This is a genomic window from Staphylococcus taiwanensis (assembly GCA_020544305.1).
GTDB lineage: Bacteria > Bacillota > Bacilli > Staphylococcales > Staphylococcaceae > Staphylococcus > Staphylococcus taiwanensis.
This window is the reverse complement of record CP058667.1, coordinates 2314808-2340000: the sequence shown is the minus strand read 5'-3', so window position 1 is coordinate 2340000 and position 25193 is coordinate 2314808. Positions and strand designations below refer to the sequence as shown.

Sequence of the window (25193 nt, the reverse complement as noted above, 5' to 3'; positions counted from 1 at the left end):
TTTTTTCCCCAGGGCGGGGGTCACGGCAAAAAATTTTAATAAAAATAAAAAAAAAACCCCCCCCAAGGGGCCAAAACAAACCGCGTTTTTAAAAAGAAAAACAGGGGGGTTTTTTTTTTTTCTTTTTGGGTGGTTTTCCGGGGGCCTTTCAAAATTTGGGCAAAAAAAAAAAAAAAAAAAACATTTCTGTTAAAAACAACAAAAAACAACACAAAAAAAACCACAACCCTTTCCCCAACCCCACGATTTTTTTTTCAAAAAAAAAACTGAAAGAAATTTTTGTGGGGGGGACCCCGACTTTTTTCCGGGGGGCAAAACCTTTTTTTCCCAAAATTCTTGGGAAAAAGTTAAAAAAAAAAACAAAAAAACCTGAAAAGCTAAGGTTTAAAAGGGGGAAAAAAATTTTTTTTTTCCTTTAGTTTTTTTTGTTTTTTTTTTTTTTTTTGTTTCAAATTTAAAAAAGGGACCTTTTTAAAACCCACAAAAAAAAAAAAAAAAAAAACACAAATCTTTTTGTTTTTTTTCGGGGGGGGGGGACGGTGTTTCTTCCTTTTTTAGGCCTTTCGCTTTTTAAAATTTTAAAAAAAATTTGGTCCATTGTTCTTTAAAACAAAAAAAAAAAAAACAAAAAACAAAAAAAACCCCCCCCCAAATACCCTTTCGAATTGTTTTTTCCCACCCAAGGGTAAAAAAAAAAAAAAATTCCAAAAAAAAACGGGCGGGGCTTTTTTTTGGGGAAAACCTTTTGTTTTTTTAAGGAAAATTTAACGGGCTTTTTGGGGGGAAAAAAGGGGGGAAAATTCGTTTTTTTTTTTTTTCTTGGGAAACATTTTTTTTACGTCCCCGGGGGAAAAAAAGGGGGGGGGGGGGGGACCCCATTTTGGAGTGAATTTTTATCGGCTTTTTAAACCTCCTGCGCCTTAAAACCCCCACCGCCCCCAAAAAGGTTAGTGGGGGGATGGGGAAAAAAAAAAAACAAATTGGTTTAAAAAACGCCCCATTGGGTTTTTTAAAAAGGTTGCGGGGGGTTTTACCTTGCGGGTGTTTTTCCACCGGGGGATTTAACAAGGGGATTTTTTTTTTTGCGCGGGGGGAGCCAGGGGGAAAACAAAATTGTAAAAAACCCCCAAAAAAAAAAACAAACAAACAAAACAAAACTTGGCTTTTTTTTCGGCGGGGCCCCCCAACTTTTCCCAAAAAAAAAAAAAAAAACTTTTTTTCCCCCCCCAAAAAAAAACCCCTGGGGGGTTTGAAAAAGGGGGTTTTTTTTTTTACCCCCGTTTAACACAACCAAAATTTTTTTTTTTTCACCCCCCCCCCCCCCCCAAAAAAAAAACCCACCCAAAACCCCGTGGGGGGGGGGGGGGGGGGGGAACCGGGTTTTTTGGGGCGTTACAAGTTTTTTTTTTTTAAAAAAAAAACACAATTGTGGTAGCCTGTGTGGGTGTGGGTGGGGGGATGGTAAAAAACCAAATTTTTGTTTTTTTTGGTTTTTTTTTTTTCCGGGGGATTTTACCCCCCAGGGGCGTTCAAGTTAAAAAAACTTTTTTTTCTCTTTCGCATTGTTCAGGGGGGGCCAGTTGGATTAAACAAAAAATTTTTTTTTTTTTTTTCGTTCTGCGGGGACCCGAAAAATTAAAAAATTTAAAAAAAGAAAAAAACAAAACAATTTTTTTCGGGTTTTTCTGTTTTTTTTTTTTTCCCCAGGGTCGGGGGTTTTTTTTGGGGGGGGGGGGGAACGGAAAAAAAAAAAAAAAAATTTCGGTTTTCCTTTGTTACAGGAATTAAAAAAAAAAAAAAAAAAAAACGGGCGGGAAACCTTCGGAATTTTACACCGGGTTCGGGGGATAAAAAAAAAAAAATAAAAACAAACAAAAAAAATTTTGGGGTTTTTTTTATTGTAAAAAAAAAAAAAATTTTGTTTTTTCCAAATTTTTTTTTTTCTGTTGTACTTTCTTTTTTTTGATTTAATTTTTTTCAGGGAAAAAAACAAAAAAAAAAAAAACAAAACAAAAAACTAAAAAATTTTTAAAAAATTTTACAAAAACAAAAAAAAACCCCCCCCCCCCCCCCCCCCCCCCCCCCCAAACGGGGGGGTTTTTTCCAAAAAAGTTGTTTTTTTTTACCCCCCCAAACCACCCCCAGTTTTTTCTGTTTTTTTATTTTTTTTTTTTTTTTTTTTCCCCCCCACACCACCCCACAAAAAAGTAAAAAAACGGGGCGGAATTTACAACAAAAAAAAAAAACCACCATTTACCTTTTTTTGAAAGGGGGCCCCCCACCACCCGTGGGTCAAACAAAAACACAAAAGGGGGGGGAAACCGGGGGGGGGGGGGGGGGGGGACCCCCCCCCCCCCCCCCCCCCGGGGGGGGGGGGAAGTAAACAAAAGGATTTAAAAATAAAAAAAAAACAAAAAAAAAAAACCCCTGGGAAGGGGGGTTCTTTTTTGGCTGTTTTTTTAAAACGGGAGGGGCCGGGGGGGGCTTAAAAATTTCCGGGGGGGCCCCAAAAGGAACCCCCCTTTAACCACCGCGCCCCCCCCGCCAAAAAAAAAAAAAACCGTTGTTGGTTAAGGAAAGGGGGGGAATGAAACAAAAAAAAAAAGTATTTTTTTTTTTTTTCATTAAAAAAAAAAAACCCCCCCCCAAAAACCTGTTTTTTTTACTTCCCCCAAACGGGTGGGAAAATGGTTTGGATTGGGGGGGGGGGAAAAAGTTTGAAATTTTTTTTTTTTGGCGTTAAAAAAAAAAAAAAACAAAACCAAAAAAAAAAACCTCCCAAAATTTTTAAAAAAAAATTTTTAACCCCCCCTGGGGGGTAAAAGGCGGGGGGAGGGGGGCGGGCCAATTTAAACAAAAAAAAAAAAAAAAAAAAAAACAAACCACCCAACGGCCCCCCCCATTACCCAGGGCTATGTTAAAAAGAAAAACATGGGAAAGGAAGTTTTTTTAAAAAAAAAAAAAGTAAAAAAAAAATCAAAAAAAGGTTTAGGATTTTTTGGGTGGGGGCGGGTTTTTTTTTAACCCAAAAAAAACGGGGGGGGGGGGACCCCCCCCCCCCCACCCCACCTGGGGAAAGTCCCAAATTACATTTTTTTTCATTTTGGGGGAAGGAGTGGGGGGTTTTTTTTTTGGGTTTTTTGTTGTTTCTCAAAAAGTTTGGGATTTGCGGGGGGCAAAATTTTCTTTTTGTTAAATTTTTTCCCGCCCCTTTGGGGGGGAAATTTTTTGAGGGGGTTTCATGTTTTTTTTTTTTTGGCGGGGGGGGTTCAAAGGATTTTTTTTCCCCCAAAAAAAAAAAAAATTTTACAACAAAAAAACAACAAAAAAACCCCCCCACAAAAGCGGGGTTCTCTAAAAAAAACAAAAAAAAAAATAAAAAAAAACGGGTTTTCCCCAATTTTCCCTTTTTTTTTCTTTGTTTGGGATTTTTTAAAAACAAAAACCACGGTTTTTAAAAAACAAAAAAAAAAATTGTTTTTTTTTTTAGGGGGATTTTTTTTTTTTTTTTTTTTTTAAAAAAAAACCCCCCCAAACCGTTTTCCAAAAAAAAAACAAAAAAAAAAAAAAAAAAAAAACAAAACTAATTTTTTTTTTTTTTTCAGGTTCCCAAAAATTTCTTAAAAAAAAAAAAAAAAAAAAAAAAAAAAAAAATTATTTTCTGTTTTATTTTTTTTTTTTTTCTTGGGAAACAAGTTTTTTCAAACCCCCAAAAAACGAATGTCTGCAAAAAAAAAAAAACCAAAAAAAAAAAACACCCACAAAAAAAAAACAAGGGGGTACAAAAAAATTTTTCCCCCAAAAAAGGGGGGGCTTTTAAGCTGGGGAAGGGGGGGGGGGGGGGGGAAAAAAAATTTTGGCAAAACACAATAAAAAAAAAACAAAACAAAACAAACCTACAAAGGGTTTTTCATTTTTTTTTCCATTAACGGGGTTTTGTTTCCCCCAAAAGGCCCCACCCCCAATTTCAAAAATAGGAAAGCGTAAATTTTGTTAAATTTGCTAAAAAAAAAAAAAAACTTTTTTTTTTTCTGGGTTTGGAAAGGGGGGGGGGGGGACAACACTTTTTCGGTTTGGGCGGGGGGGAGGGTCAAAAAAAATTACAAAAAAAATTTGGTTTTCAAACCCCCCCCCTAAAAAAGGGAAAAATTTTTTTTTAAATTGAAAATTTGGGTTCATTTAAAAGGGGGTTTTTTTTTTTTTTTTTTCTGTTTTTTTTTCCTCAAAAAAAAAAAAAAAGGGTTTTAAAAAAGGGGGGGCTTTTTTTTTTTTTAAAACGGGGGGGGGCCCACAAAACCTTTTTTTCACCCCTACAAACCGGAGGGGGTGGAAATTCAAAAATTTTTTTTTAAAAAAAAAAACAAAAAAACAAAAAAAAAGTAACTTTAAAAAAACTTTCCTGGTGTTTTTTTTTTTTAAAAACCCCCTTTTCCCCCCCAAAAAAGGCGGTTTAAGGTTGGGGAGGGTGTTGTGCGTTTTTTTTTTTCCATTAAAAATGAAAAAAAATTGGGGCAAAAAAAAAAAGGGAAAAAAATTTCTGGGGGAAAATTTGGGATTTTCACATGTGTGGGGGAAAAAAACAAAACAAAAAAAAAAAAAATTTTTTTTAACCTTTAAACTTTACTTTTTGAAATAAGGCCCACATAAAAATAAAAAATTTTTTCTAAAATTTTTTTTTTGGTTTCTGTCAAAAGGGTTGGGGAAAAACATGTTTTTAGGGGGGGTTTAATTTTAAAAGTTTTTTGGGAAAAATTTTGGGCGGGGGCCAAACAATAGTTAAAAAAAAAAAACAAAAAAAACCAAAAAAAAAAAACCAAATTAAAACGAAGTGGGGGGGTAAAAAAAAAAAAAAAAAAAAAATTTTGTTTTTTTTTTTTTTTTTTTTTTTACATTACAAGGGGGGGGGCCCCATTGGGGCCATATTGGGCTTTTTAAGGACACCCCTTGGTTTTTTCGTTTTTTTTTTGTTTTCCCAGTAAAAAAAAAGGGGAGGCATACCCAACCCCCCCTGTATTTTAAAACAAAAAAAAAACAAAAACCTGGGGCCGGGGGGTTCTTTTTTTTTTTAAACGGAGTTTTCTAAAAAAAAAAAAGGTTTTTTACAAGGTTTAAAAAATTAGTTTAAAAAAAAACCCCCCTAAATTTTTTAACCCCCATATCCTTTTTTTTGGTTTGGAATTGGGGTTGGTTGTTAAAAAAAAAAACCCCCAAAAAAAAACTTTGGCGGGGGGGGGTTTTTTTTTTTTAAAAAAAAACAAACCCGGTCCCTTTTTTAAGGGAGTTTTTTTTCAAGTGGACTTTAAATTTTTTTTTTTGAAGTTTGGGGGGCGCCTAAACCCAATTTAAAAAAAAAAAACCCACCACTAACCGTTTGGGGGGGGGCCCCCTTCATTTTGGGCCTTTTTTGGGGGGGGAGGGGGTGGGGCTTTTCTTTAAAGGGGGTAAACAAGGTTCGGTTTTTGGAAACAAAACAAACAGGGGGGGGGGGGAGGGGGCCCCAATTTTTTTTTTTTGGTTTTTTTTTTTTTTTTTCCCAAACAAAAAAAACTTTCAAACAGGGTTTTGTTTTTCCGGCATTTGTAAAAAAAAAAAAGCCCTTTTGGGGTTTTTGGGTTTTTTTACCAAAAAGGTGGGGGGTGGGGGAAAAAGTGGGACGGGGGAAATTTAAGCCCACGGTTGGGGCCCCCTTTAACCTAAAATTGTTGCGTTCAAAAAAAAAAAATGGCACTTGGAATTTTAAAAACCTAAAAAAAAACCTCTGTTTGCCACAAAAGGGGCGGGTAAAGGGGGGTTGGCGGGACCCCACGGGGGTTTTTAAAAAAAAAATGTTTGTGTTTTTACAATGAAAAAATTTAAAACCCCAGGGATGGGGTTTCTTTTTTTTCTTTAATTAAAACAAAACATTTTTTATTTTTTTTGTCTTTTTTTTTCGTAAAAATTTTAAAAAAAAAAACCCCAAAAATTTTTTTCCCCCCCCCATTTTTTTTTTTTTTTTAAAAAACTTTTTTTTGTTTTTTTTTTACGGGTTTTTCGGGTTTTTTTCCCATTTAGAGGGGGGGGGTTTTTTTTTTTTTTTTTTTCCCCAAAAAAATTTTTTTTTGCCTTTCTTTTTAAGGGGAGGGGGGGCGCCCATTTTTTTTTTAAAAAATGGGTTAGGTGGGGGGGGGGCAAACAAAAAAAAAAATTTTTTCACGGTTTGAACACAAAAAAAATAAAACTCAAACTTTCCTTCATTTACGCAAAAAGCGGGTTTTTTTAAAAAATAAAAAAAAAAAAAAATTTTCCACAAAGGGTTTTTTGGCCCCATTTTTTTTTCCTTTTTTTTTGGGTTTTTTTTTAAGGGGGGGGGGACCCAAAACCCAAATTTTTGGATTTTAAAAAAAAACCCATTTTTTTTTTTTTTTTTAATAAAACAAAAACCCTTTTTGGCGTTTTTTTTTCCTTTTTTTTTTTTTAAAAAAAAAAACCCCAGGGGGGGGGGGGCGGGGAAAAATTACTGGAAAAAAAAACCCCGGGGGGGGGGAAAAAACCCCTGAGTAGGGTTCAAAAAAACAAAAAAAAAAAAAAACCCCCCACGGTTTTTTGTAACCCCCAAGGTAACAAAAAAGGGGTTTTTTTGAACCGGGGGGGGGGAAACCAAAAAAAAAACCCCGGGGGGGGGGGGCGGGGAGGGACCCCTTGGTTTTTTTTTTTTAAAAACCCCCTTTTTAAAAACAAAAAATGTTGGAAGGGGAAAAAAAAAAAAAAAAAACAAAGTGATTTTTTCAAAATTGTTCTTTCTTCTTTCTTGGGGGGGTGGGGTTTCTTGTTTAAACCCCCCCTTTGGGGGGAACCTGTAAAACTGGAACCCGGGGGGGAACCCCCCCCCGGGGGCGGGGAAAAAACCCCATTTTATTTTTTTCAAATGGTGAAATAAAAAAAAGGGGAGGGGGGGAGGGCAAAATTTTTTCTTTTTTTTTAACAAGGTGGGGGGGCGCTTTTCCTTTGGAAGTTTAAAACAAAAAAACAAAAAAACAAAAAAAAATAAAAAACAATTTTAACCGGGGGGGGGTTTTTGTTTTTTTCGTGTTTGGGAAAAAAAAAACGGGGGGTGATTTTTTTGTTTGCCCAGGGGGGGGGCCAAAACATTAAAAAAAGGGGGGGTCCTTTTTTTTTTTTTTTTCCCCCGGCCCAGCCGGTTGTGTTTTTTGTGGGGGCGGTTGAAAATTTCCTTTTTTTTTCCCCTTCTTTCCCTTTTTTTTTTTTGTTTTCCCCCTTCCCCCCCCCCTTCCCCCTTCCGGGTTGTTTTTTGTTTTGTTGAGGGAAGGAGAAATTTTTTTTTTTTTTTTTTTTCCCCCCCCCAAAAAACCGGGGGGGCACCAAAACCCCAACCCCCACCCCCCCCCCCGGCGGCCCGGAGGGGACCCCTTTAGGGTTTGGGCTTCCCCTTGTGGGGGGGGGGGGGGGGGGGGCCAAAAAATTTTTTCCACTTTTTTTCGGTTTTTTTCAAAAAAAAAAAAAAAAAAAAAAAAAAAAAAAAAAAAAACAAAAAAACACACAAAACCGGACAAAAACAAAAAAAAAAAACCCGGTTTTTTTCAAACATTTTTTTTAACAAAATTTCGTTTTTAAAAACAAAAAGGGGGGGGGGAAGCGGTAGATGCTTAATTGATAATGGTCGACCGGGTGTCCAGTTACAGGTCCAGGTTAACAGACCATTGAAATAACTTTCTCACATGTTCAAAGGTAAACAAGGTCGTTTCCGTCAAAACTTACTTGGTAAACGGTGATACTTCAGGGCGTTCAGTAATCGCTGTAGGACCAAGTTTAAAAAATGTATCAATGTGGTTACCAAAGAAATTGGCACTGGATTATTTAAAACTTTCGTAATGAAAAGAATTAGTCAACGTGAAAATTGCCACTAACATTAAAATGCTAAGGCAAAAGTGAAGTATGGACGACGAAGGATGGGAGCTATTAGAAGATGTAATTGAGAACATCACTGTATATTAAACACGTGCACTACGCTTCACAGATTAGGTATTCAAGCATTTGAACAACCTTAGTAGAGGTCGTGCTATTTCGTCTTCACACACTGGAACAACAGCTTTACAATGCGGCTTTGGATTGTTGACCAAATGGCCGTTCAAGTACTTTATCTAAAGAAGCTCAAGCAGAAGCGTATGTTAATGTTAGCTGCTCCAACATATCTTGAACCCTAAGACGGTAAAACCAGTTGTTACACCATCACAAGATATGGTATTAGGTAACTATTACTTACACTTTAGAACGTAAAGACGCAGCTTAATACAGGGTACTCTTTAATGATACCACCGAAGTGCTAAAAGAATATGCAATGGCATACATTTACAACATCGTATGGTTTATTAATGCGCAATCACTTTAGATAACCCTAACATTCACTGAAGAACAAAATAGAAAAATTTTGGCTACCTCAGTAGGTAAAGGATTTCAATGAAATCATTCCAGATTCATTTGCATTCATTAAGAACCAACTCAAACTAACCTTGAAGGTGTTAAAAACACCCGATATATACTTTTTGATCCAAACTCAGTTAAGGTGAAGGTGCCTTAAAGCTACTTTGAGGAACAAGAACTTATTGAACTATTCAAAACAAATTCTTAGGTAACATTACTCTGCCGAAGTCTTCAACAGATTTAGCATTACAGATACTTCTATGATGAAACTTGACCGTATGAAAGACTGAGGTTTTCAAATATGACACCGCTAAAGCTGGTTTACTGTTGTGTTGCCCGACATCGGCGGACCCCATTCCCACCGATACCACCACAAAGATACTTTTACGATCGACCATGAAAAATAGTTGAACGTGTATCTAACAATTACCGTGGTTTAACACAGAAGCATGAAAGTTATTTAAACGCTGTTTTGTTGAAATTTGGACTGACGCTAAAAGACCAAAATTCAAGGGCGAATTAATGCAATCACTGAGAAAACAAACCACAATCTTCATGATGAGTGACTCAGGTGGCCCGTGGTAAACGCATCTAATTTATCAATAGCTGGGATGCGTGGTTAATGGCCGCTCCTTCAGGTAAAATTATTGAGTTACCAATCACTTCACATTCCGTGAAAGGTAACAGTGTTAGAATACTTCTCTCTACACACGTGTGCGAGTAAGGTCTTGCCGATACCGCCTCTTAAAAACAGCCCAGCTTCAGGTTATCTTACTCGTCGTCTTGTTGCGTGGTCAAGAGTTATCGTACGGAAGAAGACTGTGGTTACGACCGTGGTGTATTAGTTTTCTGATATCAAAGACGTACAGAAATGATGGAACCATTATCGAAAACGTATCGAAGGGTCGTTATCTAAAGAAACGATTCGTCACCTGAAAACAGACAAATTATTATTGTCAGACGAATTAATCACTGCTGAAATTGATAAGAAAATTACTGACGCTGGATCGAACAACACTGTTACATCCGTCAGCATTACTGTAACGCACGTCACGGTGTTTGTGAAAAATGTTTCGGTTTAAAACCTTGCCAAACAAGAGTGAAAAAAGTTGAAGTGCGCCTTCTATTTTAATTTGTTCTTTATATGGATCTAATCTTTCTAAAATATAATTTAATTTCTCTCTATAAATTCTTCTCATTTTATTTAAATGACGTTCAAAACTTCCTGAAGACATAAAATTAGCAATAATTTGTTGAATATGAACGGGAACAGTATTACTTTCTTTATATGGCATAGCTTTATAATCTTGTAGTAGTTTAGTTGGCAGTACAAGGTATGCAATTCGACAGCTTGGATACAGTGATTTAGAAAAGGTACTAATGTAGATTACTTTATCTTTTTTATCTAAACTTTGTAATGCTGGAATTGGTTTGCCATAGTATCGAAATTCTGAGTCATAATCATCTTCAATAATATATCGATTATTTTGTTGATGTGCCCATTTAATGAGTTGCGTTCGTTTTTTTAAATTCATAACGTATCCAGTCGGAAACTGATGAGATGGTGTGACATATAATATGTTTTTATTTGAATTAAGAACTTCATTTATACTGATTCCATCTTCTTCTACCGTAGCTTGAATGTAATTACGGTTATGTTTATCTAGTACATGTTTAATTGGAGGATAGCTAGGTTTCTCTATTATAAATGATGATGATTTAAGCAAATCACTAACCATGCTTAATAATTGCTCTGTTGATGAACCAATTACAATTTGATTAGGGTGACATGATACGCCTCTACTATTAAACAAATAATGTGCGATTTGTTGTCGTAGATTTTCTTCTCCTTGAATATCTCCTTTTTCTAATAAATCTATTTCAGTATCTTCAAAAGCTTCTTTAGCGTATTTTCTAAATAAATGAAGGGGGAAATATTCAGCGTCAATTTCAGCTAAATTAAAGGAATATTGATAATGATGTTCCCTAATAGGTTGATTAATTTCTTCAAATTCGTTATGGCTTATATTGATAATTGGCAATGATTGAATGTCTGACACATAGTAACCTGAACGTGGTTTTGAATAAATAAACCCTTCATCTAATAAAAGTTGATAAGAATGTTCAATCGTCGTATGACTCAAAGATAAATGTTCACTTAATTGGCGTTTAGATGGAAATTTATCATTAGCTTGATATTGACCTTCAATAATTTGATTTTTTAATTTTTCATAAAGTGAAATATATAACGTCTGTTTATTTGGCATAGTAAACTGGCCCCTAATTTTATAAATAAATTGTACCTTTTTAAATATCAGTTTATATCTTAAAATAAATTTAATCAATTAGTAAAGGGGTTAATTTTATGTCTAAAATTGTAGGATCTGATCGAGTTAAAAGAGGAATGGCTGAAATGCAAAAAGGTGGCGTAATTATGGACGTCGTTAATGCAGAACAAGCTAAAATTGCAGAAGAAGCTGGAGCGGTTGCAGTTATGGCATTAGAACGTGTGCCATCTGATATCAGAGCAGCTGGTGGCGTGGCACGTAGCGCTAATCCAAAAATTGTTGAAGAAGTGATGAACGCTGTATCTATCCCCGTTATGGCGAAAGCACGTATCGGTCATATTACTGAAGCACGTGTATTAGAAGCTATGGGTGTTGACTATATTGATGAATCTGAAGTATTAACACCTGCAGATGAAGAATATCATTTAAGAAAAGACCAATTTACAGTACCTTTTGTATGTGGTTGCCGTAATTTAGGTGAAGCTGCACGTCGTATTGGTGAAGGCGCTGCGATGTTACGTACTAAAGGTGAACCAGGTACAGGTAATATTGTAGAAGCAGTAAGACATATGAGAAAAGTTAACGCAGAAGTTAGTCGTTTAGTTGTAATGAATGATGATGAAATTATGACTTATGCTAAAGAATTAGGAGCTCCATATGATGTTTTAAAACAAATTAAAGACAATGGCCGTTTACCAGTAGTTAACTTTGCAGCTGGTGGTGTAGCTACACCTCAAGACGCTGCATTAATGATGGAATTAGGTGCAGATGGAGTATTCGTTGGGTCAGGTATTTTCAAATCTGAAGATCCTGAGAAATTCGCAAAAGCAATTGTTCAAGCTACTACACATTACCAAGACTATGAATTAATCGGTAAATTAGCAGGCGAGTTAGGTACTGCAATGAAAGGTTTAGATATTAACCAAATCTCATTAGAAGAACGTATGCAAGAGCGTGGTTGGTAATTTATGAAGATTGGTGTATTAGCATTGCAAGGTGCCGTACGTGAGCACATTCGTCATATTGAACTTAGTGGTCATGAAGGTATTGCGGTTAAAAAGGTTGAACAATTAGAAGAAATAGATGGATTAATTCTTCCAGGTGGGGAATCTACTACACTTAGAAGATTAATGGACTTATATGGATTTAAAGAAAAGTTACAACAGTCTGATTTACCAATGTTTGGCACATGTGCAGGATTGATTGTCCTTGCCAAAGATGTCGAAGGTGAAACTGGATATTTAAAAAAATTAGATATTACAGTGGAACGAAATTCATTTGGTAGACAAGTGGATAGTTTTGAAGCAGAACTTGATATTAAAGGTATCGCTGAAGATATAGAAGGCGTATTTATTAGAGCACCTCATATCGCTAGTGTTGAAGAGGGCGTAGAAATATTAAGTACAGTGGGCGATAAGATTGTTGCTGTTAAACAAGGTAAATATTTAGGTGTATCATTCCATCCTGAATTAACGGATGATTATAGAGTGACACAATACTTTATTGAACATATGGTTAAATAAAATTAATATCGCAAGTAGAGCTACTCGTTTGAGTTTATCAACTTGTAAAAAATAGAACTAGAACTTCTTTATAACATGGAAGTTCTAGTTCTATTTAATTTAAATATTAGATAAAGAATCCAGCAATTGCAGCTGAAATGAATGATACTAATGTAGCACCAAATAACAACTTAAGTCCGAAGCGTGCTACCACGTCACCTTTTTCAGAATTAAGTGATTTAATGGCACCTGAGATAATACCGATTGAACTGAAGTTAGCGAATGATACTAAGAATACTGATGTTACACCTTTCGCATGTTCAGAAATACCTTTCAAGTTACCTAATGATTGCATCGCAACAAATTCATTAGATAATAATTTAGTTGCCATAACTGAACCTGATTTAACAGCGTCTTCCCATGGTACTCCAGCTAAAAAAGCTAATGGTGCAAAGACAAATCCAATTAATGTTTGGAAATCCCATTTAATAGCGCCACCTGATACTAAGCTAAACGCACCGCTTACTAAACCATTTAATAAAGCGATAATTGCAATATAACCAATTAACATTGCTCCAACGATAACAGCAACTTTGAAACCATCTAAAATGTATTCCCCTAACATTTCGAAGAATGATTGTTGCTTCGTTTCACTTTCATCTACTAATAATTTATCGTCTTCTTCATTAACTTTATATGGGTTAATAATAGAAGCAATGATGAAACCGCCAAATAAGTTTAATACAACTGCAGTAACTACATATTTAGGTTCAATTAATGTGAAGTAAGCACCAATAATTGAAGCTGATACTGTAGACATTGCTGAAGCTGTTAATGTATACAAACGTTGTTTAGGTATGTAAGGTAATTGTTTTTTTAATGAAATGAAAACTTCAGATTGTCCTAAGATTGCAGCAGCAACTGCATTATATGACTCTAAACGTCCCATACCATTAATTTTAGAAATTAAGAATCCTAAAACATTGATAATCCAAGGCAAAATTCTTGTATATTGTAAGATACCAATTAATGCTGAAATAAATACGATTGGTAATAATACACTGAAGAAGAATGGTGGATTTTTAGGATTTACAAATTTAAATCCTCCAAATACAAAGTTAACCCCTTCTGCTGCTTTCTGTAACAAGTAGTTAAATCCTTCAGAAATGCCCCCAATTACTGTGATACCTGCTGTCGTTTTTAATAAAATAAACGCAAAGACAAGTTGGATAACTAATAAAATACCAACATATTGCCAACGGATATTTTTTCTGTCAGAGCTAAACAAAAATGCAAGTGCCAAAAAGAAAATTATCCCAATAATCCCAATAAGAATATGCATGATTCTACTCCTTTAAATTTTTCTTTATCTAATATAATACATTAAATTTGTATATGTAACATCATTAATTTTTTTAATTTGAAAATCAAATTGGTTGAAAAAGGTCAAATATGCTCATATAATATAGTCAAAGAAGGTCAAAAGAGGTGATGAATCATGCACAACATGTCTGACATCATAGAACAGTACATTAAAAAATTATTTGAAGAAACTAATGAAGACGTGGTAGAAATTCAACGAGCGAACATTGCTCAACGTTTCGACTGTGTACCTTCTCAATTAAATTATGTTATTAAAACAAGATTTACAAACGAACATGGATATGAAATTGAAAGTAAACGTGGTGGTGGAGGATATATCCGAATCACAAAAATTGAAAATAAAGATGCAACGGGGTATATTAATCACCTAATGCAACTTATAGGTCCATCTATTTCACAACAACAAGCATATTACATTTTAGATGGTCTCTTAGATAAAGGTTTAATTACAGAAAGAGAAGCACGTATGATTCACGTTATTGTGGATCGCGAAACATTGAAAATGGATGTTGTGGCTCGTGATATTATTAGAGCCAATATTCTAAAAAGATTATTACCAATTATTAATTATTATTAATTAAAGAAAAGCGAGGTGTCTATGTGTGCTTTGCGAAAATTGTCATTTAAATGAAGCAGAGGTTAAACTCACAGTAAAAAGTAAAGAAGGCACTTCTGAGAAATGGGTATGCTCAATATGTGCTCAAGGAGATAATCCTTGGCAGCAAAGTGAGTCTGATACAACGCATTCTCAGTTTCAGGATGATATTGAAGAAGCATTTGTCGTTAAACAAATTTTACAGCATCTTGCAACGAAACATGGAATTAACTTTCATGAAGTGGCTTTTCAAGAAGAAAAACGATGTCCAACTTGTAATATGACGTTAAAAGATATAGCCCATGTAGGAAAATTTGGATGTCCAAATTGTTATGCAACGTTTAAAGATGACATCGTTGATATCGTGAGACGTGTGCAAGGTGGGCAATTTGAACACGTAGGTAAAACACCTCGCTCTTCACATAAAAAATTAGCCATTAAAAAGCAAATAGAAGAAAAAACAAAATATTTAAATGTGCTTATTGATGAACAGAACTTTGAAGAAGCAGCTGTCGTTAGAGATGAAATTAAAGCATTAAAAGACGAGAGCGAGGTGGAACGTAATGAGTGATATAAATGCACGTATAAGTGATTGGATGAAAGAGACTTCAGAATCTCCTATTGTAATGTCGTCACGAATTCGCTTAGCCCGAAATTTAGAAAATCATGTACACCCATTAATGTTTCCATCAGAACAAGCTGGGTTTAGAGTAATCAATGAAGTACAAGATGCTTTGCCAGATTTAACTTTAATGCGTTTAGATACAATGGATCAGCAAAGTAAATTGAAATTGGTAGCGAAACATTTAATTAGTCCAGAGCTTATTAAGCAACCTGCGTCAGCAGTATTATTAAACGAAGATGAATCATTAAGCATTATGATTAATGAGGAAGATCATGTGCGTATCCAAGCTATGGGCAATGATTTATCGTTAGAAGATTTATACCAAAAGGCTTCTGAAATCGACGATAAATTAGATGAAACATTGGACATTAGTTATGATGAACATTTAGGATATTTAACTACATGTCCTACAAATATTGGAACAGGTATGAGAGCAAGTGTGATGCTTCACTTACCTGGACTATCTATAATGAAACGTATGAACCGTATTGCACAAACTATTAATCGTTTTGGTTTTACGATTAGAGGTATATATGGAGAAGGTTCACAAGTGTATGGTCATATTTATCAAGTTTCAAATCAGCTTACACTTGGGAAAACAGAATCAGAAATTATTGATAATTTAACTGAAGTTGTACAACAAATTATTAATGAAGAAATGCAAATTCGTGAACGATTAACACAATATAATGAACTTGAAACCTTAGATCGTATTTATCGTTCACTTGGTATACTGCAAAATAGTCGAATGATATCGATGGAAGAAGCTTCTTATCGATTAAGTGAAGTTAAATTAGGTATTGATTTAGGATATTTGACGTTAAGTCATTTTCAATTTAATGAATTGATGGTCAGTATCCAATCAGCGTTTATATATAATGATGAAGATGAAACGAAATCTGTAAATGAGAAGAGAGCAGATATATTACGAGAATACACTCAATAGGAGGTACAGAAACATATGCTATTTGGTAGATTAACTGAACGCGCTCAACGTGTATTAGCACATGCGCAAGAAGAAGCAATTCGTTTGAACCATTCAAATATAGGTACTGAGCATTTATTGCTTGGCTTAATGAAAGAACCAGAAGGTATTGCAGCCAAAGTATTAGAAAGCTTTAATATTACTGAAGATAGAGTGATTGAAGAAGTTGAGAAATTAATTGGCCACGGTCAAGAACAAACAGGTACCTTACACTATACGCCAAGAGCTAAGAAAGTGATTGAACTTTCAATGGATGAAGCAAGAAAGTTACACCATAACTTTGTAGGTACTGAGCATATCTTATTAGGCTTAATTCGTGAAAATGAGGGCGTAGCTGCACGCGTATTTGCCAATCTAGATTTAAATATTACAAAAGCCCGTGCACAAGTTGTGAAAGCATTAGGTAGTCCAGAAATGAGCAACAAAAATGCTACAGCTAATAAATCAAATAATACCCCTACGTTAGATGGTTTAGCACGTGACTTAACTGTTATTGCAAAAGATGGCACATTAGACCCAGTCGTAGGTAGAGATAAAGAAATTACACGCGTTATTGAAGTATTAAGTCGCCGTACAAAAAATAACCCAGTATTAATCGGGGAACCTGGTGTAGGTAAAACAGCAATTGCTGAAGGCTTAGCTCAAGCTATCGTAAATAACGAAGTACCAGAAACGCTTAAAAATAAACGTGTTATGTCATTAGATATGGGTACAGTTGTAGCTGGTACGAAATATCGTGGTGAGTTTGAAGAACGTTTGAAAAAAGTAATGGAAGAAATCCATCAAGCAGGTAATGTTATCTTATTCATCGATGAATTGCATACATTAGTAGGTGCTGGTGGTGCAGAAGGTGCTATTGATGCGTCAAACATTTTAAAACCAGCTTTAGCACGTGGTGAACTACAATGTATTGGAGCAACTACGTTAGATGAATACCGTAAAAATATTGAGAAAGATGCTGCATTAGAACGTCGTTTCCAACCTATTCAAGTGGACGAACCTTCTGTTGAAGATACAATCGCTATCTTAAAAGGTTTACGTGATCGTTATGAAGCACATCATCGTATCAATATTTCTGATGAAGCACTTGAAGCGGCTGCTAAATTAAGTGACCGATACGTGTCAGATCGCTTTTTACCAGACAAAGCAATTGATTTAATTGATGAAGCAAGTTCTAAAGTACGTTTAAAAAGCCATACAACACCAAACAACTTGAAAGAAATTGAACAAGAAATTGAAAAAGTTAAAAACGAAAAAGATGCTGCTGTTCATGCACAAGAATTTGAAAATGCAGCGAATTTACGTGATAAACAAACAAAATTAGAAAAACAATATGAAGATGCTAAAAACGAATGGCAAACGTCTCAAGGTGGACAATCAACATCATTATCTAAAGAAGATATTGGTGAAGTTATCGCCGGATGGACTGGCATACCATTAACTAAAATTAATGAAACTGAATCAGATCGTTTATTAAACTTAGAACAAACATTACACAATCGTGTAATTGGTCAAAATGATGCTGTAACATCTATTAGTAAAGCCGTTCGTCGTGCTCGTGCTGGTTTAAAAGACCCTAAACGTCCAATCGGTAGCTTTATCTTCTTAGGACCAACAGGTGTTGGTAAAACAGAGCTTGCTCGAGCTTTAGCTGAATCAATGTTCGGTGAAGAAGATGCAATGATTCGCGTAGATATGAGCGAATTCATGGAGAAACATGCAGTGAGTCGTTTAGTAGGAGCACCTCCAGGTTATGTAGGCCATGACGATGGTGGTCAATTAACTGAAAAAGTTAGACGTAAACCATATTCTGTTATCTTATTTGATGAAATTGAAAAAGCACATCCAGATGTGTTCAACATCTTATTACAAGTACTTGATGATGGTCATTTAACAGATACTAAAGGTCGTCAAGTTGATTTCCGTAACACGGTCATTATTATGACATCAAATGTCGGAGCTCAAGAATTACAAGATCAACGATTTGCAGGATTTGGTGGTGGCGCAGAAGGTCATGACTATGAAACGATTCGTAAAACAATGATGAAAGAACTTAAAAATTCATTCCGTCCAGAGTTCTTGAACCGTGTAGATGATATTATTGTCTTCCACAAACTTTCTAAAGAAGAATTGAAAGAAATTGTGACTATGATGGTTAATAAATTAACTAATCGTCTTTCTGAACAAGACATTAATATTGAAGTGACAGACAAAGCAAAAGAAAAAATTGCTGAAGAAGGTTATGATCCAGAGTATGGTGCGCGTCCATTAATTAGAGCTATTCAAAAAACAGTTGAAGATAATTTAAGTGAATTAATCTTGGACGGTAACCAAATTGAAGGTAAAGAAGTTGTTATCGATCATGATGGCAATGAATTTAAATATAATATTAATGATAAAAGTCAACATGTTTTAGATGAAGGTAAAGAAACAACTGAAACTGAAGCATAATGTCTTATACGAATTAGCAATATGAAGCGAGGCTAGGACAATTCATTCTGTCCTAACCTCGTTTTTTTATATTTTTAAGTTGAATATGACAATGTGAGATACATCATATCGAGAAGAAGTCGGTAAATCTAATTTCTCTATCTTTACATTTGTCATTATGAACCTATACATATAAAATAGATTTGTTCAGACAAAAAACGGAGGTGCAATTTTGGCCAAAAAGAAAGTGATTTTCGAATGTATGGCTTGTGGCTATCAATCTCCTAAATGGATGGGTAAATGTCCAAATTGTGGTGCATGGAACCAAATGGAGGAAATAATTGAGAAAGCCTCAAATCCTAAACATGGCGTAAAGACCAATGAGTCAAGCGCTAAAGTTCAAAAATTAAATAGTATTAAAAACGAACAAACGCCTAGAGTACAAACAGAATCAAGAGAATTTAATCGCGTTCTAGGTGGAGGAATCGTTAGTGGTTCTTTAGTGTTAATAGGTGGGGACCCAGGTATTGGGAAGTCTACACTTTTATTACAAATTTGTGCTTCGTTATCTCAAAAATTAAATGTACTATATATTACTGGTGAAGAATCGTTGAATCAAACAAAATTACGTGCAGATCGTTTAGATGAGGATTCAAGTAACTTGAATGTGTTTGCCGAAACAGATTTGGAAGTGATTCATCAAACAGTAAAACAAGAACAACCAGATATTCTAGTGGTCGACTCTATACAAACGATATATCATCCTGAAATTAGTTCTGCACCTGGTTCGGTATCTCAAGTACGTGAAAGTACGCAAAGTTTAATGAATATAGCTAAACAAATGAATATTGCGACATTCATAGTTGGCCATGTAACTAAAGAAGGGCAAATTGCTGGTCCACGTTTATTAGAACATATGGTTGATACGGTTCTATATTTTGAAGGCGATGAACACCATGCATATCGTATTTTAAGAGCTGTGAAGAACCGTTTTGGTTCTACAAACGAAATGGGTATTTTCGAAATGAAACAAAGTGGTTTGAAAGGTGTTCAGAATCCATCTGAAATGTTCTTGGAAGAGCGTTCTACAAATGTACCAGGTTCTACTATCGTAGCAACCATGGAAGGAACACGCCCTTTATTAATTGAAGTACAAGCGTTAGTTACCCCAACGACATTTAATAATCCTAGACGTATGGCTACTGGCATTGATCATAATCGTTTGAGTTTATTAATGGCTGTTCTAGAGAAAAAGGAAAACTATTTATTACAGCAACAAGATGCTTATATTAAAGTAGCAGGTGGCGTTAGATTGATTGAACCGGCAGTAGATTTAAGTGTCATTGTAGCGACGGCATCAAGTTTTAAAGATAAAGCAGTTGATGGATTAGATTGTTATATTGGTGAAGTTGGTTTGACTGGTGAAGTGAGACGAGTTTCACGAATTGAACAACGTGTTCAAGAAGCGGCTAAATTAGGTTTTGAAAGAGTCATCATACCTCAAACAAATATTGGTGGTTGGACTTTTCCTGAAGGTATACGCGTAGTTGGTGTCTCAAATGTGCATGAGGCCCTTAAATATGCTTTTAAATCTTAAAGTGAATTGTAAAAGAGGTGAGACTGTTGAAAGTATTGAAATTTATCGTAGTAATTATTTATATCATCCTTGGTGCAGCTTTAGGTATTTTATTAATACCTGAGATTGTCCATGATTTAAATATTAAAGACTATCCAATTTTGACAAATTATTATATTGATGGATTAATCGGCATTATAGTGTTCTTTTTAATCTTTGGTCTATTTATTAATAAAGTAACCAAAGCATTCAAAGCTATTGAACAATGGATTTTGCAACGAAGTGCAGTTGAAATTATATTTGCAACGCTTGGTCTTATTATAGGTTTATTTATATCAGTTATGGCTTCTTTTATTTTAGAAATGATTGGTAATTCAATCTTAAATCATTTGGTGCCACTTATTATTACATTATTATTATGTTATTTAGGTTTCCAATTTGGACTGAAAAAGCGCGATGAAATGTTGATGTTTTTACCAGAGAATATGGCGCGTTCAATGTCTAAAAGTAATATCAGTCCTATACCTAAATTACTCGATACAAGTGCCATTATCGATGGTCGTATTTTAGATGTCTTACGTTGTGGTTTTATAGATGGCGAAATTCTTATTCCTCAAGGTGTTATTAATGAGCTACAAATTGTGGCGGACGCTAATGATAGTGTGAAACGTGAAAAGGGGCAACGCGGTTTAGATATTTTAAATGAGCTATATGACTTAGATTATCCAACGCGTGTAATACATCCACAAAAATCACATAGTGATATTGATGAATTATTAGTGAAATTAGCACAAACGTATCATGCACATGTCATTACAACTGATTTTAATTTAAATAAAGTATGTCATGTACAAGGGATTAAAGCACTCAATGTTAATGATCTATCTGAGGCGATTAAACCAAACATACATCAAGGTGATCATATCAATATACTACTGACTAAGATGGGGAAAGAACCAGGTCAAGGTGTCGGTTATTTAGATGATGGCACTATGGTTGTTGTTGATAATGCGAAACAACTTGTTGGTAAACATGTCGACTTGGAAGTGATTAGTTTATTACAAACATCATCAGGTCGCATTATCTTTGCTAAAAAATTAAATGATACTGAGTGAGGTTGAGACATAAAGAATTTATGCCCTGGGAAACCAAAAAGCAGAGAGACTGGGACATTAATAATATAATAATGTTATTTTGCAAATTCGCAGTAGCTGACTGAACAGAAAAGGCACTTAAATCCAGTTTTTCTCATTTCTAGTCATCCTTATTTGAGAAATAATTTTGCGCATTGTTCGGCTCTACTCAAATCCTAAACGCTTTTGTCCCGACTTCTTGGCATAAAGGGTTTCATGTGAAACGCTAATTGATGAGTACAAACTTTTCAAGTAGTAAAGCATGAACCCTTTTTTTGGTCAAAAGAAAGTGTTTTATTGGCTATTTAGACAAAACATCTGGCTTATCAAAGTACTGATTTAGTGCTACAATAGTGTAGAAATGCGAAGTTTTATCTAAGTTAAGCGTGGAGTGGGAAAAGTTATTCAAAAACAAGTCGTAAATGATAGTTTGGGATAGCTTTTTTCTAATGAAAAGAGGATGTTTCTTATAAATTTATAACTGAACGGTATAAATCCCCCATTAATTAGATAAAGAGAATAAATTCGTTATTTAAGAATGAATAATTATTATAGGAGTGAATACGATGAGTGAACGCATAAGAGTGAGATATGCGCCAAGTCCAACTGGATATTTACACATTGGTAATGCGAGAACAGCATTATTTAACTATTTATTTGCGAAGCATTATGATGGAGATTTCGTAGTGCGTATTGAAGACACAGATAGTAAGCGTAATCTTGAAGATGGCGAATCATCACAATTTGATAATTTAAAATGGCTAGGTTTAGATTGGGATGAATCTATCGATAAAGATAAAGGATATGGTCCTTATCGTCAGTCTGAACGTGGCGATATCTATAATCCATTAATTCAACAATTATTAGATGAAGATAAAGCATATAAATGTTATATGACTGAGGAAGAATTAGAGAAAGAACGTGAAGAACAGTTAGCGCGTGGTGAAATGCCTCGTTATGGTGGTAAACATGCACACTTAACTGAAGAAGAACGTCAACAATTTGAAGCGGAAGGTCGTAAACCAGCGATTAGATTCCGTGTACCTCAAGACCAAACATATACGTTCAATGATATGGTTAAAGGTGAAATTTCATTCGACTCTAATAATATGGGCGACTGGGTTATTGTGAAGAAAGATGGCATTCCAACATACAACTTTGCCGTAGCAATCGATGATCACTTCATGGAAATCTCAGATGTTATTCGAGGCGACGACCATGTATCTAATACACCTAAACAATTAATGATTTATGAAGCATTTGGTTGGGAACCACCTCGTTTCGGTCACATGTCATTAATCGTTAACGAAGAACGTAAGAAATTAAGTAAACGTGATGGCCAAATTTTACAATTCATTGAGCAATATCGTGACTTAGGTTATTTACCAGAAGCGTTATTTAACTTCATTACACTACTAGGTTGGTCTCCTGAAGGTGAAGAGGAAATCTTCTCTAAAGAAGAATTCATTAAGATTTTCGATGAAAAACGTCTTTCAAAATCGCCAGCAATGTTTGATAGACAAAAACTTGCATGGGTTAACAACCAATACATGAAAACGAAAGACACTGAAACAGTGTTTGAACTTGCATTACCACACTTAATCAAAGCTAATTTAATTCCTGAAAACCCAAGTGAAGAAGATAAAGTCTGGGGTCGCAAATTAATTGGACTTTATCAAAAAGAAATGAGTTATGCAGGCGAAATTGTACCATTATCAGAAATGTTCTTCCATGATATGCCTGAACTAGGTGATGAAGAACAAGAAGTTATTAATGGTGAACAAGTTCCTGAATTAATGTCACATTTATATGGTAAATTAGAAGCTTTAGAACCATTTGAAGCTGCTGAAATTAAGAAAACAATCAAAGAAGTTCAAAAAGAAACTGGTATTAAAGGTAAACAATTATTCATGCCGATTCGTGTAGCAGTTACAGGACAAATGCATGGGCCTGAATTGCCAAATACAATTGAAGTATTAGGTAAAGACAAGGTGTTAACACGCTTAAAAAAATATGTGTAATTGTATAAATTAAAAAATCAATTCTAAACAATCTATGACTTGAAATTTTACATTAAAGCACATATGATTAGGTTAAAGATTTGAGATATCTTTTTATCTGCAATCTTTTTCGAATGATTTATCAAAGGATTAGTAAATATAAGACAATGTTCTCAGAGAGTGTACGGTTGCTGCGAGTACACCATAGTCAATATTGAATGCACCTTTTTTATAGTAAACTTAATATTTTAAATGAGTATGATAAGGCAACGTTAAATCACTTTAATGCATTAAATTGAAGTTATGTGAAAGCTTTATCTAAAATACAGAGTGGAACCGTGCAATAGCGCCTCTAGCATCTTAAAGTGTTAGAGGCGCTATTTTAGTATAATTTGAAATTTAGAAAGTTAATTGTTAAATAGTTTGATTTACTTTTTAAAAACTGAGGGGGCGACAGTCTTGTTAAGAAGAATGCGAGAAGATGTAAAAATGGTGTTTGAACAAGATCCAGCAGCGCGCACAACATTTGAAGTAGTAACAACATATGCAGGTTTGCATGCGGTATGGAGTCATTTGATTGCACATAAATTATATAATAAAAAGCGTTATGTACTAGCGAGGGTGATATCTCAAGTTTCACGATTCTTTACAGGAATTGAAATACATCCAGGCGCTAAAATCGGCAGACGTCTATTTATCGACCATGGTATGGGCGTAGTTATAGGAGAAACTTGTACTATTGGGGATAACGTAACCATTTATCAAGGCGTAACTTTAGGTGGTACGGGTAAAGAAAAAGGTAAACGTCATCCTGATATCGGAGATAATGTATTAATTGCAGCGGGCTCAAAGATATTAGGAAATATCCAAATAGATTCAAATGTGAATATTGGTGCTAACTCAGTTGTCTTACAATCAGTGCCAAGTTATACAACTGTAGTAGGTATTCCAGGACACATTGTTAAACAAGAAGGTAAACGTATCGGTAAAACGTTTGATCATCGTAATTTACCTGATCCACTGTATGAACAAATTAAGCAACTAGAGAAACAACTTGAAAAAGCGAAGAACGGAGAGATTAAAGATGATTACATTATATAATACATTAACACGTCGAAAAGAGACGTTTGAACCTATCGAACCTAGTAAGGTGAAAATGTATGTGTGTGGTCCAACTGTATATAATTACATCCACATCGGTAACGCACGTCCAGCAATTAATTACGATGTTGTGCGTAGATATTTTGAGTATCAAGGCTATGAAGTCATCTATGTTTCAAACTTTACAGACGTTGATGACAAATTAATTAATCGTTCTAAAGAGTTAAATGAAAGTGTACCTGAAATTGCTGATAAATACATTAAAGCATTTTACGAAGATGTAGGGGCTTTAAATGTGAAAAAAGCAACCTCTAATCCACGAGTAATGAATCATATGGGAGAAATCATCGACTTTATTAAAGAATTAGTTGATGAGGGATATGCATATGAAAGTAATGGCGACGTATACTTTAGAACACGTAAGTTTGATGGTTACGGTAAATTAAGTCATCAATCTTTAGATGATTTAAAAGTAGGTGCCAGAATTGAAGCGGGCGAACAAAAGGAAGATGCCTTAGATTTCACGCTATGGAAAAAAGCAAAACCTGGTGAAATTAGTTGGGAAAGCCCATTTGGTGAAGGACGTCCAGGATGGCATATTGAATGCTCAGTAATGGCATACCATGAATTAGGTAAAACAATCGATATTCATGCTGGTGGTTCGGATTTACAATTCCCTCACCATGAAAATGAAATTGCTCAATCAGAAGCACATAATCATGCACCATTCGCTAACTACTGGATGCACAATGGTTTCATTAATATTGATAATGAAAAAATGAGTAAATCATTAGGTAATTTTATTTTAGTTCACGATATTATTAAAGAAGTTGATCCTGATGTGTTACGTTTCTTTATGATAAGTGTTCACTATAGAAGTCCAATTAACTATAACTTAGAATTAGTCAATGCCGCTAAGAGCGGTTTGGAACGTATACGTAATAGTTACCAATTAATAGAGGAACGTGAAACGATTGCTACAGACATTACAGAACAATCTGAGTATATCGAACAAATAGATATAGAAAATTAATCGAAGAACGAATGAGCATAGTAAACTTGCACGTGCAGATGAAATTAGAGATATGCTTAAAGAACAAAATATTATCCTAGAAGACACACCACAAGGTGTACGCTTCAAACGCGGTTAATATACT

The 25193-nt window shown here is 34.9% G+C and carries 17 protein-coding genes and 2 pseudogenes; 14 read left to right on the top strand and 5 right to left on the bottom strand.

From position 1 onward, the window contains the following. Nucleotides 1-125 precede the first annotated feature (125 nt). Nucleotides 126-419, top strand: a complete 294-nt coding sequence (locus HYI43_11205) for a hypothetical protein (GenBank protein ID UDI79094.1) — start codon at nt 126-128, stop codon at nt 417-419. 2498 nt (nt 420-2917) lie between these two features. On the opposite strand, the gene HYI43_11200 is transcribed toward HYI43_11205, so the two are convergent. Continuing rightward, nucleotides 2918-3442 (bottom strand): hypothetical protein, encoded by a 525-nt coding sequence (locus tag HYI43_11200; protein ID UDI79093.1) that lies wholly within the window; start codon nt 3440-3442, stop codon nt 2918-2920. Between the two features lie 1053 nt (nt 3443-4495). On the opposite strand from HYI43_11200, the gene HYI43_11195 reads away from it, so the two are divergent. Continuing rightward, nucleotides 4496-4636, top strand: a complete 141-nt coding sequence (locus tag HYI43_11195; protein ID UDI79092.1) for a hypothetical protein — start codon at nt 4496-4498, stop codon at nt 4634-4636. Nucleotides 4637-5299: 663 nt separating this feature from the next. Here the strand turns inward: HYI43_11195 and HYI43_11190 are convergent. Continuing rightward, nucleotides 5300-5674, bottom strand: coding sequence for a hypothetical protein (locus tag HYI43_11190; GenBank protein UDI79091.1), 375 nt, complete (start codon nt 5672-5674; stop codon nt 5300-5302). A gap of 1453 nt (nt 5675-7127) precedes the next feature. Then, entirely contained in the window at nt 7128-7370 is a 243-nt protein-coding gene (locus HYI43_11185) for a hypothetical protein (protein ID UDI79090.1), read from the bottom strand. A gap of 345 nt (nt 7371-7715) precedes the next feature. Here HYI43_11185 and HYI43_11180 point away from each other — a divergent pair. Next, nucleotides 7716-8287, top strand: a pseudogene (locus HYI43_11180) (hypothetical protein). A 1096-nt stretch (nt 8288-9383) separates the two neighbouring features. Here HYI43_11180 and HYI43_11175 read toward each other — a convergent pair. Next, nucleotides 9384-10685 carry a PLP-dependent aminotransferase family protein gene (locus HYI43_11175; GenBank protein UDI79089.1) on the bottom strand — a complete coding sequence of 434 codons (1302 nt, stop codon included), beginning with the start codon at nt 10683-10685 and terminating at the stop codon, nt 9384-9386. Nucleotides 10686-10783: 98 nt separating this feature from the next. Between HYI43_11175 and pdxS the strand changes: the two genes are divergently transcribed. Both pdxS and pdxT read left to right on the top strand, forming a co-directional pair. Then, nucleotides 10784-11671 carry a pyridoxal 5'-phosphate synthase lyase subunit PdxS gene (pdxS, locus tag HYI43_11170; protein ID UDI79088.1) on the top strand — a complete coding sequence of 296 codons (888 nt, stop codon included), beginning with the start codon at nt 10784-10786 and terminating at the stop codon, nt 11669-11671. Nucleotides 11672-11674: 3 nt separating this feature from the next. Continuing rightward, nucleotides 11675-12229: a pyridoxal 5'-phosphate synthase glutaminase subunit PdxT gene (gene pdxT / locus HYI43_11165; protein UDI79087.1), complete on the top strand. Its 555-nt coding sequence runs from the start codon at nt 11675-11677 to the stop codon at nt 12227-12229. A gap of 106 nt (nt 12230-12335) precedes the next feature. Here the strand turns inward: pdxT and HYI43_11160 are convergent, their stop codons facing one another. Continuing rightward, nucleotides 12336-13550, bottom strand: coding sequence for a NupC/NupG family nucleoside CNT transporter (locus HYI43_11160; protein ID UDI79086.1), 1215 nt, complete (start codon nt 13548-13550; stop codon nt 12336-12338). Nucleotides 13551-13706: 156 nt separating this feature from the next. Between HYI43_11160 and HYI43_11155 the strand changes: the two genes are divergently transcribed. The 9 genes and pseudogenes from HYI43_11155 (at nt 13707) to HYI43_11115 (ending at nt 25187) form a co-directional block, all read left to right on the top strand. Then, nucleotides 13707-14168, top strand: coding sequence for a CtsR family transcriptional regulator (locus HYI43_11155; GenBank protein ID UDI79085.1), 462 nt, complete (start codon nt 13707-13709; stop codon nt 14166-14168). Nucleotides 14169-14193: 25 nt separating this feature from the next. Continuing rightward, complete coding sequence (locus HYI43_11150; GenBank protein ID UDI79084.1) at nt 14194-14757, top strand: UvrB/UvrC motif-containing protein; 564 nt, start codon at nt 14194-14196, stop codon at nt 14755-14757. Next, complete coding sequence (locus HYI43_11145) at nt 14750-15757, top strand: protein arginine kinase (GenBank protein ID UDI79083.1); 1008 nt, start codon at nt 14750-14752, stop codon at nt 15755-15757. The genes HYI43_11150 and HYI43_11145 overlap by 8 nt, the downstream gene beginning before the upstream one ends. A 15-nt stretch (nt 15758-15772) precedes the next feature. Beyond that, complete coding sequence (locus tag HYI43_11140; GenBank protein UDI79082.1) at nt 15773-18247, top strand: ATP-dependent Clp protease ATP-binding subunit; 2475 nt, start codon at nt 15773-15775, stop codon at nt 18245-18247. Nucleotides 18248-18458: 211 nt separating this feature from the next. Then, a complete protein-coding gene (gene radA / locus HYI43_11135) occupies nt 18459-19823 on the top strand; it encodes a DNA repair protein RadA (protein UDI79081.1) in 1365 nt (454 codons plus the stop codon). 26 nt (nt 19824-19849) lie between these two features. Beyond that, complete coding sequence (locus HYI43_11130) at nt 19850-20917, top strand: PIN/TRAM domain-containing protein (protein ID UDI79080.1); 1068 nt, start codon at nt 19850-19852, stop codon at nt 20915-20917. A gap of 584 nt (nt 20918-21501) precedes the next feature. Then, nucleotides 21502-22956, top strand: a complete 1455-nt coding sequence (locus HYI43_11125; protein UDI79079.1) for a glutamate--tRNA ligase — start codon at nt 21502-21504, stop codon at nt 22954-22956. Between the two features lie 450 nt (nt 22957-23406). Next, a complete protein-coding gene (cysE, locus tag HYI43_11120; protein UDI79308.1) occupies nt 23407-24036 on the top strand; it encodes a serine O-acetyltransferase in 630 nt (209 codons plus the stop codon). After that, nucleotides 24020-25187 (top strand): annotated as a pseudogene (locus HYI43_11115) (cysteine--tRNA ligase). Before cysE ends, HYI43_11115 begins: the two are co-directional and overlap by 17 nt. Nucleotides 25188-25193 lie beyond the last annotated feature (6 nt).

Bases quoted from the DNA above. Each gene is read 5' to 3' on its own strand.
- HYI43_11195 (UDI79092.1), top strand. From the start codon at position 4,496: ATGAAAAAAAATTGGGGCAAAAAAAAAAAGGGAAAAAAATTTCTGGGG.
- HYI43_11175 (UDI79089.1), bottom strand. From the start codon at position 10,685: ATGCCAAATAAACAGACGTTATATATTTCACTTTATGAAAAATTAAAA.
- pdxS (UDI79088.1), top strand. From the start codon at position 10,784: ATGTCTAAAATTGTAGGATCTGATCGAGTTAAAAGAGGAATGGCTGAA.
- pdxT (UDI79087.1), top strand. From the start codon at position 11,675: ATGAAGATTGGTGTATTAGCATTGCAAGGTGCCGTACGTGAGCACATT.
- HYI43_11160 (UDI79086.1), bottom strand. From the start codon at position 13,550: ATGCATATTCTTATTGGGATTATTGGGATAATTTTCTTTTTGGCACTT.
- HYI43_11155 (UDI79085.1), top strand. From the start codon at position 13,707: ATGCACAACATGTCTGACATCATAGAACAGTACATTAAAAAATTATTT.
- HYI43_11145 (UDI79083.1), top strand. From the start codon at position 14,750: ATGAGTGATATAAATGCACGTATAAGTGATTGGATGAAAGAGACTTCA.
- HYI43_11140 (UDI79082.1), top strand. From the start codon at position 15,773: ATGCTATTTGGTAGATTAACTGAACGCGCTCAACGTGTATTAGCACAT.
- HYI43_11125 (UDI79079.1), top strand. From the start codon at position 21,502: ATGAGTGAACGCATAAGAGTGAGATATGCGCCAAGTCCAACTGGATAT.
- cysE (UDI79308.1), top strand. From the start codon at position 23,407: ATGCGAGAAGATGTAAAAATGGTGTTTGAACAAGATCCAGCAGCGCGC.